Annotated in this window: 18 protein-coding genes; 3 read left to right on the top strand and 15 right to left on the bottom strand. The window is 27.5% G+C overall.

Going from position 1 to position 18,002, the window contains the following annotated elements; translation table 11 throughout:
• Nucleotides 1-60 precede the first annotated feature (60 nt).
• The 5 genes from RDX53_RS10995 to RDX53_RS11015 form a co-directional block, all read right to left on the bottom strand.
• Nucleotides 61-948: a YegS/Rv2252/BmrU family lipid kinase gene (locus RDX53_RS10995; RefSeq protein ID WP_307994148.1), complete on the bottom strand. Its 888-nt coding sequence runs from the start codon at nucleotides 946-948 to the stop codon at nucleotides 61-63.
• Nucleotides 949-1,049: 101 nt separating this feature from the next.
• Nucleotides 1,050-2,312, bottom strand: coding sequence for a 4Fe-4S dicluster domain-containing protein (locus tag RDX53_RS11000; RefSeq protein WP_307994149.1), 1,263 nt, complete (start codon nucleotides 2,310-2,312; stop codon nucleotides 1,050-1,052).
• Nucleotides 2,313-2,328: 16 nt separating this feature from the next.
• Nucleotides 2,329-3,327 carry a homoserine dehydrogenase gene (locus RDX53_RS11005; RefSeq protein WP_307994150.1) on the bottom strand — a complete coding sequence of 333 codons (999 nt, stop codon included), beginning with the start codon at nucleotides 3,325-3,327 and terminating at the stop codon, nucleotides 2,329-2,331.
• A gap of 167 nt (nucleotides 3,328-3,494) precedes the next feature.
• On the bottom strand, nucleotides 3,495-3,647 hold the full coding sequence (locus RDX53_RS11010; protein WP_294355602.1) for a hypothetical protein: 153 nt from the start codon (nucleotides 3,645-3,647) through the stop codon (nucleotides 3,495-3,497).
• A gap of 724 nt (nucleotides 3,648-4,371) precedes the next feature.
• Complete coding sequence (locus RDX53_RS11015; RefSeq protein WP_307994151.1) at nucleotides 4,372-5,331, bottom strand: zinc-ribbon domain-containing protein; 960 nt, start codon at nucleotides 5,329-5,331, stop codon at nucleotides 4,372-4,374.
• A gap of 189 nt (nucleotides 5,332-5,520) precedes the next feature.
• Here RDX53_RS11015 and RDX53_RS11020 point away from each other — a divergent pair, with 189 nt between their 5' ends.
• On the top strand, nucleotides 5,521-5,970 hold the full coding sequence (locus RDX53_RS11020; RefSeq protein WP_307994152.1) for a staygreen family protein: 450 nt from the start codon (nucleotides 5,521-5,523) through the stop codon (nucleotides 5,968-5,970).
• A 193-nt stretch (nucleotides 5,971-6,163) separates the two neighbouring features.
• Here the strand turns inward: RDX53_RS11020 and RDX53_RS11025 are convergent, their stop codons facing one another.
• From RDX53_RS11025 to RDX53_RS11040, 4 genes are all read right to left on the bottom strand, one after another.
• On the bottom strand, nucleotides 6,164-6,754 hold the full coding sequence (locus tag RDX53_RS11025) for a hypothetical protein (protein WP_307994153.1): 591 nt from the start codon (nucleotides 6,752-6,754) through the stop codon (nucleotides 6,164-6,166).
• A 301-nt stretch (nucleotides 6,755-7,055) separates the two neighbouring features.
• Nucleotides 7,056-8,672: an ABC-F family ATP-binding cassette domain-containing protein gene (locus RDX53_RS11030; protein ID WP_195930264.1), complete on the bottom strand. Its 1,617-nt coding sequence runs from the start codon at nucleotides 8,670-8,672 to the stop codon at nucleotides 7,056-7,058.
• A 158-nt stretch (nucleotides 8,673-8,830) separates the two neighbouring features.
• Entirely contained in the window at nucleotides 8,831-9,556 is a 726-nt protein-coding gene (locus RDX53_RS11035; protein ID WP_295571764.1) for a hypothetical protein, read from the bottom strand.
• A 4-nt stretch (nucleotides 9,557-9,560) separates the two neighbouring features.
• A complete protein-coding gene (locus RDX53_RS11040) occupies nucleotides 9,561-10,055 on the bottom strand; it encodes a QueT transporter family protein (RefSeq protein WP_331607233.1) in 495 nt (164 codons plus the stop codon).
• Nucleotides 10,056-10,282: 227 nt separating this feature from the next.
• Here RDX53_RS11040 and nhaA point away from each other — a divergent pair, with 227 nt between their 5' ends.
• Complete coding sequence (gene nhaA, locus RDX53_RS11045; RefSeq protein WP_295571768.1) at nucleotides 10,283-11,464, top strand: Na+/H+ antiporter NhaA; 1,182 nt, start codon at nucleotides 10,283-10,285, stop codon at nucleotides 11,462-11,464.
• Nucleotides 11,465-11,686: 222 nt separating this feature from the next.
• Entirely contained in the window at nucleotides 11,687-12,646 is a 960-nt protein-coding gene (metA, locus tag RDX53_RS11050) for a homoserine O-succinyltransferase (RefSeq protein WP_295571770.1), read from the top strand.
• A gap of 91 nt (nucleotides 12,647-12,737) precedes the next feature.
• Here the strand turns inward: metA and RDX53_RS11055 are convergent, their stop codons facing one another.
• From RDX53_RS11055 to RDX53_RS11080, 6 genes are all read right to left on the bottom strand, one after another.
• Nucleotides 12,738-13,343: an isoprenylcysteine carboxylmethyltransferase family protein gene (locus RDX53_RS11055; RefSeq protein WP_307994155.1), complete on the bottom strand. Its 606-nt coding sequence runs from the start codon at nucleotides 13,341-13,343 to the stop codon at nucleotides 12,738-12,740.
• Between the two features lie 264 nt (nucleotides 13,344-13,607).
• Nucleotides 13,608-14,000, bottom strand: a complete 393-nt coding sequence (locus RDX53_RS11060; protein ID WP_307994156.1) for a pyridoxamine 5'-phosphate oxidase family protein — start codon at nucleotides 13,998-14,000, stop codon at nucleotides 13,608-13,610.
• A 187-nt stretch (nucleotides 14,001-14,187) separates the two neighbouring features.
• A complete protein-coding gene (locus RDX53_RS11065; RefSeq protein ID WP_307994157.1) occupies nucleotides 14,188-15,144 on the bottom strand; it encodes a hypothetical protein in 957 nt (318 codons plus the stop codon).
• Nucleotides 15,145-15,558: 414 nt separating this feature from the next.
• The gene (locus tag RDX53_RS11070) at nucleotides 15,559-16,056 is read right to left on the bottom strand and encodes a dCMP deaminase family protein (protein WP_195929763.1); all 498 of its coding nucleotides are present in this window, start codon (nucleotides 16,054-16,056) and stop codon (nucleotides 15,559-15,561) included.
• 174 nt (nucleotides 16,057-16,230) lie between these two features.
• Nucleotides 16,231-17,094 carry a YitT family protein gene (locus RDX53_RS11075; RefSeq protein WP_307994158.1) on the bottom strand — a complete coding sequence of 288 codons (864 nt, stop codon included), beginning with the start codon at nucleotides 17,092-17,094 and terminating at the stop codon, nucleotides 16,231-16,233.
• An 83-nt stretch (nucleotides 17,095-17,177) separates the two neighbouring features.
• Nucleotides 17,178-17,912: a hypothetical protein gene (locus RDX53_RS11080; protein ID WP_307994159.1), complete on the bottom strand. Its 735-nt coding sequence runs from the start codon at nucleotides 17,910-17,912 to the stop codon at nucleotides 17,178-17,180.
• Between the last annotated feature and the right edge of the window lie 90 nt (nucleotides 17,913-18,002).

Consider the following 18,002-nt stretch of genomic DNA (forward strand, 5'->3'; position numbering starts at 1 on the left):
TATGAGCTATTTTTTTATCCATTTTTAAGTGTTGCACTTAATATGATAATTCATCATATTTTATTCGTATCCTAAAAGTTGTATCCCATCTTTAATACATTCTATTGTAAGAGGGAAATCAGGCCCTTTTTCACCATCTATATCGGTTCCAAGTTTATCTTCACATTCAATAGTTACTTTCTTTGTCTTGAAAAATAGTATTTCATTTTCATTGTATCCTTCAAGATGTTCTCCTTTTAATATATTTATTAAAAGCGGCAATGTCTTTGGTATTGGCATCCCCTTTACAATAATTACATCTAAGTATCCGTCATCTATCTCTGCTTTATAAGCTAGATTTATATTTCCCGCACTTTTTCCATTAAATACAAGCATAAGATACATATCGCCATCATAATTCATCTCGTCTGAGGTTACTTTAATTTTAAATTGTCTCATATTTAAAGCTTCTTCAATTCCCTTTATATAATAAGAGACTTTTCCGATAGTGTTTTTAAAATCTGGATTAATTTTTTGTGAAACATCAGTAAACATACCGGCACTAGCTACATTTATAAAATATCTATCGTTTATTTTTCCTATATCGACGTATTTAGGTTTTGATGAAATTATTTTTTCAATACACTTTTTAACATCGTGTGGGTAATTTATAGCATTTGCAAAGTCGTTTGCAGTCCCTGAAGGTAGTATTGCTATAGGAATATCTATACCTAATTCTTTAATTGTATTTATAAGTAAATCTATTGTTCCATCTCCACCAGACAATAATATATGGTCGTAGTTATCTTCTATATCCCAAAATGCCTCGCTATTTGGGCGAGCTTTTGTCAATCTATACGGAACAACACTATAACCATTTTTTTGATATATTCGAATTATATTATCTATTTCATTTTTTATTCTTTTATCTCCTGAGTTTGGATTATATATAAATTTTACTTTTTTCATAATTCCTCATAGTGTCTCCTTTTTTCATAGTTTATTTACATATTATAATCTATTTATTAAATTTATATGAATAGTAATAATATCTTAAAATTCAATATTTTTTATTTTACTCTAAGTAGCCTATCAAGATAAATCGATTTTACTTGGTCCTTTGCTAAAAGCTGTTTTACTGGAGACATTTTCAAAATTGCAGAAAGTATAGATGCCATAACTCTGTGGTTTTTAAATGCTTCTGTTTCTGAAATAAGATCGACTAAAGTACCTTTTTCAATAGCTTGAAGAACTACTCTATGTACAGAACTAGATGGAGTTATTATTTTTTCTTTTCTTCGTTTTAAAATTATACTTCCTTTATGACAATTTCTAGCACAAACACCACATCCTAAACATACATCATAATCTATTTCTACTTTTTTATTATTATTTTCGTCTTTAATTAAACTTATAGCATCTATAGGACATGCTTTCTCACATTTTCCGCATTTTACACAAGAGTTTTCGCTTATCGATGGATAAAAAGCTGTTGTCTGGACTGGATGCATATTGCCGAATTTTTTAGCTGCTAAAAGTGCCTCACAACAACATCCACAACAGTTACAAATAAATGTAACACCTTCTCTTACATTCTCACCACATTGAACAAGATTATGTTCATAAGCTTGATGTAAAAGCTCTTTACATTCAACAGAATCAACTCGCCTTGCATAGTTATTTTGTATTAGAGAGTTTGCAGTATTTCCAAAAGTCATACATATATCCATAGGTGCATCACAAGCCATACCCATATGTTGCATCTTGTGTCTACAATAACACATTCCAACTGCTATATGCTCTGATGTTTCAATTATATGTGTTGCCCTTTCAAAATCTAGTATATCTACTTGATTTTCATTACTCAATACTTCTTCTTGCACATATACTCTTCCTAATTTTGTCTCTGCTGAATAAAATAAATCTTTTATAAAATCTTCTTCTACATTTAAATATTGATAATAAAGTTCTGCTAATAATTTTTGGTCTATATCCCCTCTAGTCCTCATAAGAGCAAATTCTATAAATCCCGCCATTGGTGGAGGTAGAATATATTTTTTACCTTTTTCATCTTCAATATCCAAAAGAAGTGCCCTTGACGCTAATGTGTCTAAGACTTTTAGCGCTTCATCATACGTCATTGTCCAAATTCTAGCTGCTGTTTTAACTCTAAAAGCTCCAATTGGAAGTTGTGATACTAAGTAAGCTTCTCTTTCTGTAAATAAAACATTAAGTATTTCATATAATGTCTTAGATTCTGGTGCCCCTTGTGGAAATTTATTTAATCTATCTACTAAATTTTTATACTCTTTTTTTGCTACTATATGCGACATCTTATATTCTCCTATTCTAAATTATATACAGTAAATCCCTAAATATTGCAGCTGCTGCATTTAGTGGTGATGATGCCCCTCCAATTACAGTCATATCACCTAAAATATCTGTCTTATAATATACCCCTTTATTTTTTCCATCTACAAAATATAGTGGATGGTCTTTATCTATTACCATAGGACCTACTTCAAATTCAAAATTTCCATTTAAATAGAAAGCTCTCCCTATTAATTTTGTCTTTTTGCCAGAAAAATTTTCTAATAATAGATTATTTAATTTAATATCTGTTATGCCTTTTATATTTAGTTTTTGAAAATCAAAATCTATATCCCATATAACTTTACTTAAAATGGCCATTTTAATTGCTGTATCAATTCCCAAAACATCTAGTGATGGATCTTTCTCTGCAATTTTTAAACTTTGTGCTCTTTTTAGCGCTTCTTTATACGTTATATTGGCTTTTACCATTTCGCCTAATATAAAGTTCGTCGTTCCGTTTAAAACCCCTATAATTTCCGTTATTTGAGCTCCTAGCACATCAATCGTACCCATATTGATTGATGGAAGTGCTCCCCCTGTTGTGCACCCTATTTTTAGGTGAAGATTATTTTTATTTGCTATATTTTTTAATTCGTTATAGTAAAGCAAAATAGGACCTTTATTCCCAGTTATAACATTTATATTGTTTTCTAAAGCAGATTTTATATGTGTGTATCCAGGTTGTCCATTTATTATATTTGTAGTTGTAAGCTCAATTAATATATCTACGTCTTTGTTTTTTAATATATCCTTAAATGTAATATTAGACCATAGAGGATATTTTTCTATACTATTATTTGAGCTAGTATATTTTACAATTTCATCTATGTTTAAACCTTCTTTATTATAGATACCCCCATTTGATTTTATTATATATTTTAATTTTATGTTTTTAGGCAGTAAGTGTTTTTTTATTTGCAATAGCTTTACAAAAGACTTACCTACTTCCCCAAAACCAATTAAAGCAATATTCAATAGAAGCCCTCCTTTTAATTTTCACAAGTATTATTTTATACATTTTTTCATAAAATTTCTATATTTTTCTAATAATAAGATTGCATTTTAATAAATAAAAAATCCCCCAGTTATTATAAATCTAGGGGAATGAATTTTATTTTTATAAAATATTTAATCAAATACTTTTATTCTTTATATGTGTCTTCTATCTCAACCTCTTCACAATCAACTTCGAAATCGTTTTCTTCATATGTATCTAAAGACCATTCATCACAATATGTGTCGTGTATTTCTATATATTCATTTTCATCAACTTCATAGTTTTCAAAATTTCTCATAACTATACCTCCATCTTATTTTTTAATATAATTATACTATGTTTTTATTAATAAGATTGTGTTTTTTATGTATAAAATTTATTTTTTTCGTAAAATTAACAATACCATACTTGATTTATATACTTGTAGTACTTATTCATATAATAAAAGAAGGTATAAATCTAAAATATAAGATTTATACCCTCTTTAAATTTTATTTAACACTTATACGTGTTTGGATGGTGAATTACAAATTAAAAATTACTCTTAATTGAATTTCATATAAGTCTTTTATTGATTACCGACAATTGTTTTTAATGCCAAACATGCAGTAACTATAATAATTGCAAAAACTACGATCATAAATCCCCAAGCTATACCAGTCATAATCTTTCCCTCCTATATAACTTTTATACTGTTTATTAGACCTTCAATTTATTAATTAAATTTTATATTGTTAACTAAATTATACACCAATTGTCAGTAAATTCAATATATTCTGATTAGTTTTTACCTACCCTTAACACATGGAATAGTTTTTTACATGTTCTTAACAAAATAACCTGTCTTTCTTTACATGAATTTAACATTTATTTTATAGCATTTTATATAGTCAATGACTTTGTCCGTTGCTTAAAATTCACTGCGTTCATAGCGCCAACGAATCAAAGATTCCGTTGCTTAAAATTCACTGCATTCATAGCGTCAACGACTTCGTCCGTTACTTAAAAATTTCATGGGTTTATTATTTATATGTGTTTTCAAGGTTAGTAAATTCTTTATCTGTCTCAATATAATTTTCTAATTCTCTATAACTGTCTAGAAAATCATTTGTTCTTTGATTATTATTTTCTGAGTATTGATTATAATTGCCTTCTGGATAAATGGCTAAATCATAAAAATCTGTATAAGAGTTGTATGTATCACTTATAATATTTAATAAATCTGATAAATCTTCACTTCCTTCTGGTATATCCTTTAACTCAGTATATAAATTTTTTATATCATCATTATATTCTTTTGCTGCTGAAATTTCTGAACTTTTATCATCAAATGCATTCAATATTGCTTCATTTATATCAGCTCCATGTTTATTTTCAAATATATTCTCATGCCAATATGTTTGTGTTGTATCTGCTATATCTTCCAAATTACTTCCAGCTATTATTAAAGTCCCTTCATATAATACTACATTCTGTAAATACTCATTTCTTGCCTCTGCTTGTTCTTGTTCTTGCTGCTGTTTTGTTATATTATTATTTATAACAACTGCTATTATTATAATTAAAGCTGCTGCTATTAGTCCAATTATATACTTCCTATTTTTCTTAGATGTAGATTGTTCTTTTAATTTATCCTTTTTTTCCTCTTTAATATTATCTTCTGTATTATTTATTTTTGTGCCGCATTTACCACAGAAAATTTGACCTTCATTTAATACTTCACCACATTTAGTACAATAAGTTTTTTTATTCTCACCTTGAGTATTATCATCTGTATTTTTTACTTCTGTTATATTGTCATTGCTATCCTCTTTTTTAAAATATTCATTTTTTAAATTATCACTATCACACTTCATACATATACCTTTTAATTTTTCAAAACAATTTTTATGATATATACTTTTGCAATTGCTACATTCTATTTTGTCGTCATCATCTACTTTTTCACCACAAAATAAACAAATATCTTTATCTTGATCCATTTTATTTTCCTCCCCTTTAAGATATTTTGTATAAAATTATTTATGTTTTTAGACATAATCTTATAAGTTGCTACATAATCATATACAACGATTCCTAGTGTCTTTATATTCATAGATATAACCTTTTAGAACATATTCTTACGTTAAGTTATATAATAAATTAATGAAAAATTAAAGGTTGGTGATACTATGGAATTTACTCCAGACAAACTTGAAACAACGCTTATGTCTCCAACGACAGAAGATGGGGCAATTGAAGATAGAAAATATACTCTTACACATTCAGATGAAACGGGTATGCTTTTTTTAGATATAGGTGAGGTTTATAACTATTCTGCAATAAATCAAGATTTACGTGATGAAGTTTTAGGGAAATGGATTTGTCCTGAAAATGAGCCACCTATACTTCTTTTTTATGTATATGTAGGGGATTGTGACTTTGAAGAATGTGCTAATCGATATAAAATATTTAAATCTCATATTGAAATGGCTATAATGGCTGTTATTTATGGTGATAGTGTGTTATTTGATAATAATCCTGAGCTTGTTAACTCTTCTATATATATTAAATTCGACTCTGTTGTTCCTGCTTTTGATAGTTATGAATACTATGGGTGTGTTAGTGATTATTTGATGTAGGTTATACTTAGTTAAAGATATATTTAAATTTAATATGACTTTATTAAAAAGCTCCTTAAGATAGAAAGTCTAACTTAAAGAGCTTATTTTTAGATGTGTACTAGGTGTATTTTTCTTGTATGCATAACTATATTATTTAGGCTATTTGACCCACTTATAAAAGGTACTCTGAGTTTTCTTTATAAAATTTTTTCTAATCTTCACTTTGTTCCAATTGTGGCATGACTCTATCTGGATTAGTGTGATCTATTTGCCACTCATCTCCAACTGGTTCTTCATAATTATCTGAATAATTATTTTGGTCATTTGTTGCTTTTTGCCAACATGTTTCACACAATCCATATCTACCTTCACCATCCATTACTTTTCCACAGCTATTGCATCTTATTATATTATTATTAGTACTTGTTACATTACTTTTAGATTTACTTGATTGTTGTTTTGTATTATTACTGATAGATTTATTTGCTTCTGTCTTTGTTGAAGAATCATGATTAGAATTATTTGTTTTAGTTTGTGTTGTACTTTTATTTTCATTTACCTTTTTTATTTCTTTTGAATTGTTATTACTGTTTATAGAAATATCTGATTTAGTTTTATGATATATTTCATCTTGATTTTTATATATTTTTGAATTAGTATTATTAGTATTTTGACTATCTTCTGTTTTTTTAATTGATGTTCTTTCACTACTTTTATTATTGGCTATAAAAATTCCACCACCAATTCCTAAGGATGCTATTAACGTTCCTATAATAACTCCATTTTTCAGATTATTTTTCATAATAAATCATCCCCTTTATATCTACTTACCAATATTATAGTAGATTTTACTTTTTATATTTAAAATTTTTATATAATTTCAATTCAATGATGCTCATTTACGAAAATATCTTAGCTATCATAGATATTAATATTAATATCTAACTTAAATTTTTTGAATAATTTTTTCCACAAAAAAAGAATACCTCTTTTAAAATTATTTCACATTATCTAATATATAAATTTATTCATACATTAGATAATGCTTGATAATCTAAAAAAGGTATTCTATATTATATTACATTACATACAACTACTCAATATTAAGCGTACATTTTCTTTAATTGAGCTTGTATATCTTTATTTTCTAAATAATCTTCTAAAGTAGTTTTTCTATCCATTATTCCATTTGGAGTTATTTCTATTATTCTGTTTGCAAGAGTTTGTATCATCTCGTGGTCATGAGAAGAGAATAATAATACTCCAGGGAATTTTTCTAGCCCTTTATTTACTGATGTTATAGACTCTAAGTCTAAGTGGTTAGTTGGGTCGTCTAAAACTAATACGTTAGCGTTAGAAAGCATCAGTCTAGAGAACATACATCTAACTTTTTCTCCTCCTGATAAAACATGAGCTTGTTTTAATGCTTCTTCTCCACCGAATAACATTCTACCTAAGAATCCTCTTATGAAACTTTCACTTTTTTCTTCAGAGTATTGTCTTAACCAGTCAACTAATGAATATTCTACACCGTCAAAGAAGTCGTTGTGGTTTTTAGGAAGATAACTTTGAGAAGTTGTAACACCCCATTTGAATGTACCGCTATCTGGAGTATCAACACCCATTATTATGTTGAATAATGCAGTTATAGCCATTTCATCTCCCATGAAAGCAACTTTATCATCTCTATCTAATCTGAAAGTTACGTTGTCTAAAACTTTAACACCGTCTATAGTTTTAGTTAATCCTTCAACTTCTAATACTTCGTTTCCTATTTCACGTTCTGGAGTAAATCCAACGTATGGATATCTTCTTCTTGAAGGTTGTATTTCTGTTACTTCTAATTTTTCAAGTTGTTTCTTTCTTGAAGTCGCTTGTTTTGCTTTAGAAGCATTTGAGCTGAATCTTGCGATGAACTCTTTTAATTGAGCTATTTTTTCTTCAGCTTTTTTGTTTTGATCTTTCATAAGTTGTAGTGCTAATTGACTTGATTCATACCAGAAATCGTAGTTACCTACGTATATTTTGATTTGTCCGAAGTCAACGTCAACTATATGAGTACATATTTGGTTTAAGAAGTGTCTATCATGTGATACAACTATTACGATAGAATCTTCAAGTTCCATTATGAAGTTGTTTAACCATTCGATTGATTTGAAATCTAAGTGGTTAGTAGGTTCGTCAAGAAGTAGTATTTCTGGCTTACCAAATAATGCTTGAGCAAGTAATACTTTAACTTTTTCTCCACCTTCTAATTCTTTCATTTGTTTGTAGTGTAAGTCTTTGTCTATTCCAAGACCCATTAATATTTTTTCTGCATTAGTTTCTGCATCCCATCCATCAAGTTCAGCGAACTCTCCTTCAAGTTCTGCAGCTTTTATACCATCTTCTTCTGTGAAGTCTTCTTTCATGTATAATGCGTCTTTTTCTCTCATTATTTCATATAATCTAGCGTGACCCATCATAACAACATCTAAAACAGTATCTTCATCGTATTTGAAGTGGTCCTGTCTAAGAACTGACATTCTTTCTTTTTCAGTTATGCTTACGCTTCCTGTGTTTGGTTCTATATCTCCAGCTAATATTTTAAGGAAAGTAGTTTTTCCTGCACCATTAGCACCTATTATTCCATAACAATTTCCTTTAGTAAACTTTAAATTTACGTCTTTATATAATTCTTTATCTCCAAATCTAAGTCCTACATTAGTTACTTGTAACATTTAGTTTATTTCCTCTCTTTAATATATATTTAAATTTAACACAATAAAATTAATATTATAATAAAACTATTTATAAGTCAATAATATCTTCATGGAAAAATCCCACACCATAATATTTTTTTGGTGCGGGATTTATATTTTAAATAATTATCTAATTATTAGTTTCTTAAATAAGCAATTTTCATAGTTTTTGTGTCTTTTTGTTTTTCGTTATATGAAAATACTACGTCTATATTTGACTCATTTAAATCTTGTAGAGCATTTATTACTTGATGTAAGTAAATTAAAGTATCATTTCCAGCTGCTTGACTACTTTCTGCTAGTAAAAGACCTTTTTTAGATGTAAGTTCACCTTCACTTTTGTAGAAGTCTTCTTCTAGCATTTTTGCAAGGTCAGCAGGGTTTTGATTAAGTTCAATTTCTTCAACTGAATAAGCAACTGCCCCTTCACCTTGGAATAATTCTTTTAAGTCACTTAAATCTACATAGATTAAAGTATCTTCATGCATAGCTTCACATATGATGTTTATCATGTCTATAGTAGTATTTAAGTTGTATTTGTTTAGTTTAAATTCTTTATCAACACCTAAATCTTCTTTGTTTTCTTTTAGGCATATATCAAGACCTATACATAATACTTTTCTTTCTTTAGCCATAAAAGATATCGCTTTAGTTATATTAGCTATATCTTTATCTGAACTATCGTATAACATATATAAAACTTCTATTCCATCTAGTAAACCTCTTACGAATTCTTTGTCTACATCTTTAGTTACTTTTATATTTTCAAAGCTCGTGTTGTTTTCTAAATCTTGTTTTATATTTTCTAGATAATTTATTGCTTCGTCACCTACTGAAATTACTTTTGTGTATTTTTCTTCCATATCATTAAGCCTCCTTTATATTAAAAATAGATGGGTATTTAGAACTTATAATTTTAAATAAAGGAACACCAATAATAGTTACAACTCCAAATTCACCTATTCCAACTTGTAGCATACTAAGTATAAGTGGGTATTTAAAGAATACATTTAACATAAGTCCTATTATAAGTGCATTAATAAGTACTGGCCATAAAGATGCTACCCAAATAGCATATTTGCTTTTTATAAACTTAGGCGTAATGTAGATTAAATAAGCACTTACAAATGTTGCAAAAGTACCACATATTATATCAGCAAGACCATAAGGTCCTAATAAGTTTGCTATTAAACATCCTATTGTTAAACCGACGATATAATCAGCATTTACAAATGCTAAAAGAACAAGTACTTCTGATAATCTAAATTGAACTGTTCCATAACTAATTGGATTTAATCCAACTGTTAAAGCTGCATAAATTGATGCAACTATCGCTGTCTTTACTATTCTATTAGTTGTCAAAAAATCTCCTCCTTCATATATAGTCTTAAATGAATACATTTCATTAATAATCTTATATTATTTAAATATTACGTATATGAATTATATTACAAAAAAGATAATAACTCAATATTTAAATACTTAGTTATTTATTTCCAATTTTTATGATTTTATTCACAATATTCTTGTCATATAATACTACACTTTATCATAAATTTGAATAGATATCTTATAAGAAGGTGTTATTTATGAAAAATTTAGAACGTTATAAAAGAAGTATGAAGTCAGAAGCCCTCAGCAGTGTGTTGCTTTTAGTTTGTACTATAAGTGCTCTCAGCATCGCCAATAGCTCATTTGAAGGTGTTTATAATAAGATTATTTTTGATAATCATTTTTTTAAATTTCCCTTAAATGAATTTATAAACGACTTTTTGATGTTTTTCTTCTTTTTAAATGTAGGACTAGAAATCAAAGAAAATATTTTATTTGGGAATTTATCTTCTATAAAGAAGGCATCTTTTCCCGTAATTGGCTCAATTGGTGGAGTAATAGTTCCTGCTATAATATTTATACTATTTAATCACAATACAAATTATTTAAATGGATTTTGTATACCAATTTCAACTGACATAGCTTTTGCTGTCGGTATATTTTACATATTTAAAAATCACATAAACCCTCAGGCTAGATTATTTTTACTTACATTAGCAGTAGTTGATGATCTTATATCAATAGTAGTAATAGCTGTTTTCTTTACACAAAATATCAACACAACCTACTTATTTATAGCTATACTTGTTATGCTTTTATTAATTATTGCAAATAAGGTATTTCATATCGAAAATATACCTTATTATATATTCAGCGGGCTTATACTATGGTATTTGATTAATTGTAGCAATGTCCATCCAACCATAAGCGGTATATTACTTGCTATATGTGTACCTGCTAAGCCTTATAAAAATAAAAAGAGCGTATTAGAAATACTACAAGAAAATCTCTCTCCTTTTACTAATTTTATAGTTATACCTCTTTTTGCCTTTGTAAATAGCGGAGTATCTTTAGACATAACTACTAATTTAAATAATAGCCAAAGGTTGTACTATGGAATATTATTTGGACTTTCTATAGGAAAACCACTCGGTATAACTTTATTTACATATGTATTTTCAAAATTAAAATTAGTAAATAAACCTAAGGGCTTAGATTTTTATTCAATATTTTTAGTTTCATTAATAGCTGGAATAGGATTTACAATGTCGATATTTATGTGTGAGCTGACTTTCTCATATGATTTTGAGCTTATAAACCTCTGTAAATTCGCAATACTCAGTGCTTGTTTGTTTTCTGTTGTTTTGACTTCTATTTTTATATTTATAAAGGAGTTTTTCGGCTCTAAAAAACATAGCTTAAAACTTGTTCAAAAATAAATAAATCTTTATTTGGAATTTAATTAAACTATATTTACCTTGTATGTAAGATAAATATAGTTTCTTATTTGTTGTGAATAAAAGTCTGGATATAAATAATTGTATCTAGGCTTTTATTTTTCTAATTTTATGAATATACAAATTTATTTTTATGCAAAATATGGAATTATTTTGCCATTTTTCGTATAATATACCTGTCAAACAAAAAAGGGGGAAGATGATATGCCACTTAAAATACCAAAAGAGTTACCAGCATATTCAGTATTATCAAACGAAAATATTTTCGTTATGGACATAGAAAGATCTATGCAACAGGATATAAGACCATTAAAAATAGCAATCCTAAATTTAATGCCTCTTAAAATCCAAACAGAAAACCAATTACTTAGATATTTATCTAATTCACCTATACAAGTAGAAATCACTTTGATTAATGTAAAAAGCCATGAGTGTAAAAATACTTCAAACGAGCATTTAGATAAATTCTATACTTATTTTGAAAATATTAAAAATGAAAAATTCGACGGTTTAATAATAACAGGGGCACCAGTTGAACTTTTAGAATTTGAAAAGGTCGATTATTGGGACGAATTAGTTCAAATTATGGAGTGGAGCAAGAAAAATGTATTCTCAACTATACATATCTGCTGGGCTGCACAAGCTGCATTATATCACTACTATAATATCCCAAAATACGAATTAAAAGATAAATTATCAGGTGTATTTGCACATACTGTAAATAATCCAGATGCAACTTTGACAAGAGGTCTAAACGATATGTTCTACGCACCTCACTCTAGACATACAGAAGTCAAAAAAGAAGATGTCTTAAAAATTGATGAGCTAGAACTATTAGCTGAATCAGAAAAAGCAGGCCCATTTATAATGTCTACAAAAGATGGAAGAAGAATATTTGTAACAGGCCATTTAGAATATGATACAGATACATTAAAACAAGAATATATAAGAGATTACAATAAAGGTATGAATCCTCTTATACCAGAAAATTATTACCCTAATGGCGATATAAAAAGCGAACCGATAAATACATGGAGATCAAACGCCAATTTATTTTATGGAAATTGGTTGAATTATCAAGTTTATCAAAATACACCATATGATATTGATAAGATTGGCGAGAAGATGAGCTTGCGTAGAAATTCGTATGAAGCTGATGAATAGGAGCGTGGAAGTGGAGATGTTTTCTTCACTTCTTTTTTTGACTTAATTTTTTGTTTACTTTATTTTTATTTATGGATTTTATTGTGATTTTTTAATTATATATTTCACTACAATTTTTTAATTTATCTATAGCATTTAAAATATCAGTATTTAATTCAATATTTGGGTAAGAGTTTATGTATACACAACCTTCATCTAAATTTAAATTTTTAGCATTTTTTATATTTGTACTAATGAAAAATACTTTTTTAAATTGTACATTTTCAAAATTAGCATTCTTATAAATTAAATTATGTATATTACTTTTATATTCCAAATATCCATCTAAATCTCGTTCTAGCACCTCTTCCTCATTTTTAATTCTTTTTACTACAATAACTGGGTATATAAGAAAAATTATAAATGAAAATAAAGAACCAAGCACTAATGGCATAGACAAGAATAATAAAATAGTTGATAAATACATAGGATGCCTTACAACCTTATACAATCCTGTATCTATTACTTTTTGATTTTCTTGTATTTCTACAATTCTCGATAAGTACGCATTCTCTCTTAAAACCTCTGCATATAATACATAAGCAAATAAAAATATAATCGTTGAAATAACAATAATCCATCTAGGTAAGATAAGCCACTTAAATCTATAATTTAATCCTGCAACTATAAAACCACTTATAAACATTACTAAACTCACTCTAATTAGTATTTCTTGCTTAGATTCCTTTTATAAAATTATAAAAAATTCGCTTCGCTCATGTCGCCAACGACTTCGTCCGTTGCTTAAGTTAATAGGTTGGAAATTATATATTATCCACAAATCAGATAATATATAATTTCCTTAGAATTTTAAAAAACTCCCTATATAAAATAAGGAGTTTTTATTGTAAAAAAGTTGTTATTTTTAATCCTTTTGAAATTTATATTCTAGTAAAACAATAAAAATACTAAAAAGATTTAATTAAAATTTTATAACTTTAGCTTCCTCAGTAAATGAAGATATTGTAGCAGTTGCATTTTTTAAATAAAGAACTTCTGTATTCTCGTCATCAGCTCTATAAAGAGTTTTTAAATTTGGATAGCTATCTAGCATATGTTCTTTAGCTTCCACTCTGTCATCTCTTACTACTTCTCCTGCTACACGAATCCATTTTTCGCCGTTAAAAGCGCATATTTCTACTTTAGGATTTGCCTGCATTTCTTTTGATACGTCTTTTACTTTACCTGTTTGAATGTATAGTTTCCCCTCAAATATGTCTACTGTTCCAAAAGGACGAACTCTTGGTTGATCTCCTTCTACAGTTGCTAGATAATATGTATTACAAGCTTTTAAAAAATCATATACTTCTTGCACTTTTTTACCCCCTGATATTATTGTACACTTTCATTATAGTACTTTTTTCGCCATTTTGTCCTTATTTTATGCTTATTTTACTTTTTAATTATAAAAATCACCCCTATCATCAGACATAATCCAACAATAGGGGTGCACTTTCCTTTTTATTTATATTTATTTATATATCTATATCTATCTATATTTATTAATAGTTAGCTATTTCTTCTTTTGCATTTTCAATAGCTTCTAATATATCTTTTTGGTCTTGGTTTGCTTTTTTAATTTCTGCATTAGCTTTATTTAATAAAGTATTAGATTCATTTTGAGAATCATTCATTTCTGATCTTAAGTCGTTTAATTCTTGTTGTGAAGCATTATATTTTTCTGACATGTTTGCGTAATCTGATTTTAATTGTGAAACAATTGTGTTTAATGTCTCAATAGTAGATTCAAGTTGTGATTTTTCTCTATTTAAGGCATTTATTTGTTCATTTAAATTCTCTATTTGAGATTTTAATGTTGAATTTTCGCTGTCTATATTGCTGTTATTTGATTGTAATTTGTCTAATTCTGATTGTAATCTTTCAATTACTTTATCTTTAGAATTTATAATTTCTCTCAAATCTTCAATCTGCTCTTCATATTCTATAGCTTTCATATATGTTTGTACATAAAGTTTATCTTTAAACGCTATTAAATCATTTAATCTATCTATTTCATTTTGTTTAGTTTCTATAGAATTTGTTAAATCAGATATTAATATCTCTTGAGCATTTATCTTTGCATCGAGTCCTTCAACAATAGATGTAAGTTTTTTTATTTCATTTTTTAAATCTTCTTTACTACCTTCAGCAAGCAAGCTATTTACTTCTGCCTCTAATCTTTCGATTCTTTCTTTGTATGAATCTCTTTCTATAGTTAGTACTTCTATTTTTTCTCTAGCATTTTCTAAATTTGTAGTTAAATCAGCTAAACTTTGCTCTAATTTTTTCTTTTGTTCAAGTATTTTCGCTTCATTACTCTTAGCTTCTATTGCTGAAGTTTTTAAAGATTCTATACCGCTAAATATTTCTGTTTTTTCAGAATTGTAAGACAATAAACTTCCTAATAAAACACCTGATGCAACTAAGCCTCCTGATCTAATTATTTTTCCTAATATCATTATTTTATTTTCCTCTTTTCTATGTCATCCCCTTTGCATTTTTTTATTTTTCTTTCCCTAATTTACTTTATTTTAATATGTTTTTGCACTACTTTCAATAAGTTTTTGCACTTAGTAATCAATTTACATTAATGTATAGTTTTTCAATAATTTAAATTCATAACCATTTACATTTCCGAACAATACCATATTTTTAACTTTATTTTTATACATAACGTTCGTTAAAGTCTCAAAATTCTCGGAGGTTATAATTTTGACTACTTAAAAATAATTCATGCAGTCACGTACATTATATACAAATCAAAAACACCACAACATGATATCCATCATCCATATTGTGGTGTTTTTAATGAGTTTTATAAAAAGTTTATACATATTTATGTAAAATATCTATTCTATAATACTTAGTTTAAACTATTCTTGATCTTGTGTCTTAAAAGAAATCTCAATCTTATCTGTTCTAGGTTTTAATCTAATACACTCAACTTTTGCTTTTTCAAACATGAATTTTGATGCTTTTATCGAATCTGTATCTTTGTATTTATCTTCTAAGTAATAAACCTTTTTAATTCCAGATTGAATAATATTTCTTGCGCAGTCATGACATGGGAATAGATTTACATAAATTCTACATCCTTCTAGGTTTTTACCGCGAGCATTTAAGATAGCATTTTGTTCAGCATGAACGACATAAGGATATTTAGTATTTAAAAAGTCACCTTCTCTTTCCCAAGGGAAATCCTCATCACTACATCCATTTAAAAATCCGTTGTATCCTATTGATACTATTCTATTGTCGCTGTCTACTATACAAGCCCCAACTTGTGTAGATGGGTCTTTACTTCTCATCCCTGATAATAATGATATTCCCATAAAATATTCGTCCCATGAGATATAATCTGTTCTTTTCATATTGCCTCCGATTTTACTTATTAAAATTATTTTGAATAATTTACTTTTTATTTTGTATATATTAGTATAACCTTATTATGGTGATTTATCTATACCTAAATTACATATAATTAAAGTTGTATCGCTTTTATATTAAAAAAGGCCATACAGAGAATTCTCCATACATCCTTAATCTTAAACATCAATCGATTTAAATCCTTTACCAAGCACTTCATAAACATCAGTAACGATAATAAACGATTTCTCGTCTAGTTCTTTAACCATTTTTTTAAGCGCGACTTCTTGTTTTTTCTGATTTACAACAACAATCATTACATTTTTATCTTCATTAGTGTATCCACCTTTTGCATCTAATATAGTAGCACCTCTACTTAAATCTCTTATAATAGCCTCTTGTAAGATATCTTTTTTCTCAGTTATTATAAAGAACGCCTTTGCATAGTCAAATCCTGAAGTAATAGTATCTATCATCTTTACTATTATGTAAAGTGCAATTGCAGAATAAATACCTGTTTCAAAATTCTTATTAGCAATTCCCGCTAAAATTACAACTGTACCGTCTATCATACTTAAACATTTTGATACTGGTATACTTGGTATAACTCTATTTAGCATAAGCGCTATAAGATCTGTTCCTCCAGTTGATGCATCTATTCTAAATAATATTCCAAGAGATATCCCAAGAAGTATTGCTCCTGAAATAGCTGCTAAAAGCGTATTATCAGTAGGTGTTACTGCTGATAATGGCTCAGTTATCTTAAGCATAATTGTAAGAATAGCCATTCCTATAAATGTCTTTATTGCATCTTTTTTACCTAAAATTTTTACAGAGAAAAGTAAAAGTGGTGTACTTATTGTAAATAAAATATTAGATACTGAAAATCCAGTAAGTTTTGATATTACAACAGATAAACCACTAAGCCCCCCTGGTGCAATAGTGTGTGGCACTAAAAACATATTCAGCCCTACAGACATTATTATACATGCTGTGATTAGTCCTATGTATTCTACTAAAATACTTTTGTAATTATGTTTCATGATATAATACCTCCCTTTGTAGTTACAAATAGATATTATACCATATTATAACTATTTTTTAATTGTGCCTTTAAAAGTTAAAATTAGTATTTTTTTACAATTGAATCTATCGTGAATACATATCTTATAAAATCCTGGATAAAATCATGAAGTATATTGGTTGCCTTTTCTTTATTATATAAATCTTGTTTTTTTATTTCATTTATAACAATCCATTCTTCATTTAAATAATTTATTATTTTACCATCAAATTCTGTTATCAATCGTTCCTTTCTTTCAAGTATGTCTTTGTTATTTTCTATATTTCTATATAATCTATATATATAACCATCTTGTCCTATTTTTGATATTTTATTTACTATGTATATTGTTTCATTATCTTCTATACAATCAGATAAGTCGACAAATTCTAAAACACTTCCCCATCTCTGCATATAAATGCACGCAGATTTTATTCTACTTTTTAGATTTAAATTAGATACTCCTAATACTAATGGACTATCACAATTAGGAATTAAACACACATTGTTATTTTTACCAGTGATAAGCGAACAACAATACCCCTCTTCTCCAACTTCTGCAATTTCTCCTAAAAGTTTTACAGATTGCTTTTCATTTAAAACTATTTCTTCTTCAAGTTGACAAGTTTTTAATATTTGTTTTATTTTGTATGCATCTTCAAATTCAATAGGCAAGTATTTATTTTTTTTAGTTAAATAATGTTGTTGAATAACCCCTGAAACATAATCCAACAACTCATTTTTTTCTAGCTTTTGTAATGTAGTTTGTAACTCATAATCTATAGCTACTGAATCCATCGCATTACCCCCTTTTCTCATCATTAATTGTTATAAATTCTACATGAATATCCAAATTTCCTTTTATTTTTTATTCATATAATTATTATT

The sequence above is a fragment of the uncultured Intestinibacter sp. genome (assembly GCF_902468165.1).
Lineage (GTDB): Bacteria > Bacillota > Clostridia > Peptostreptococcales > Peptostreptococcaceae > Intestinibacter.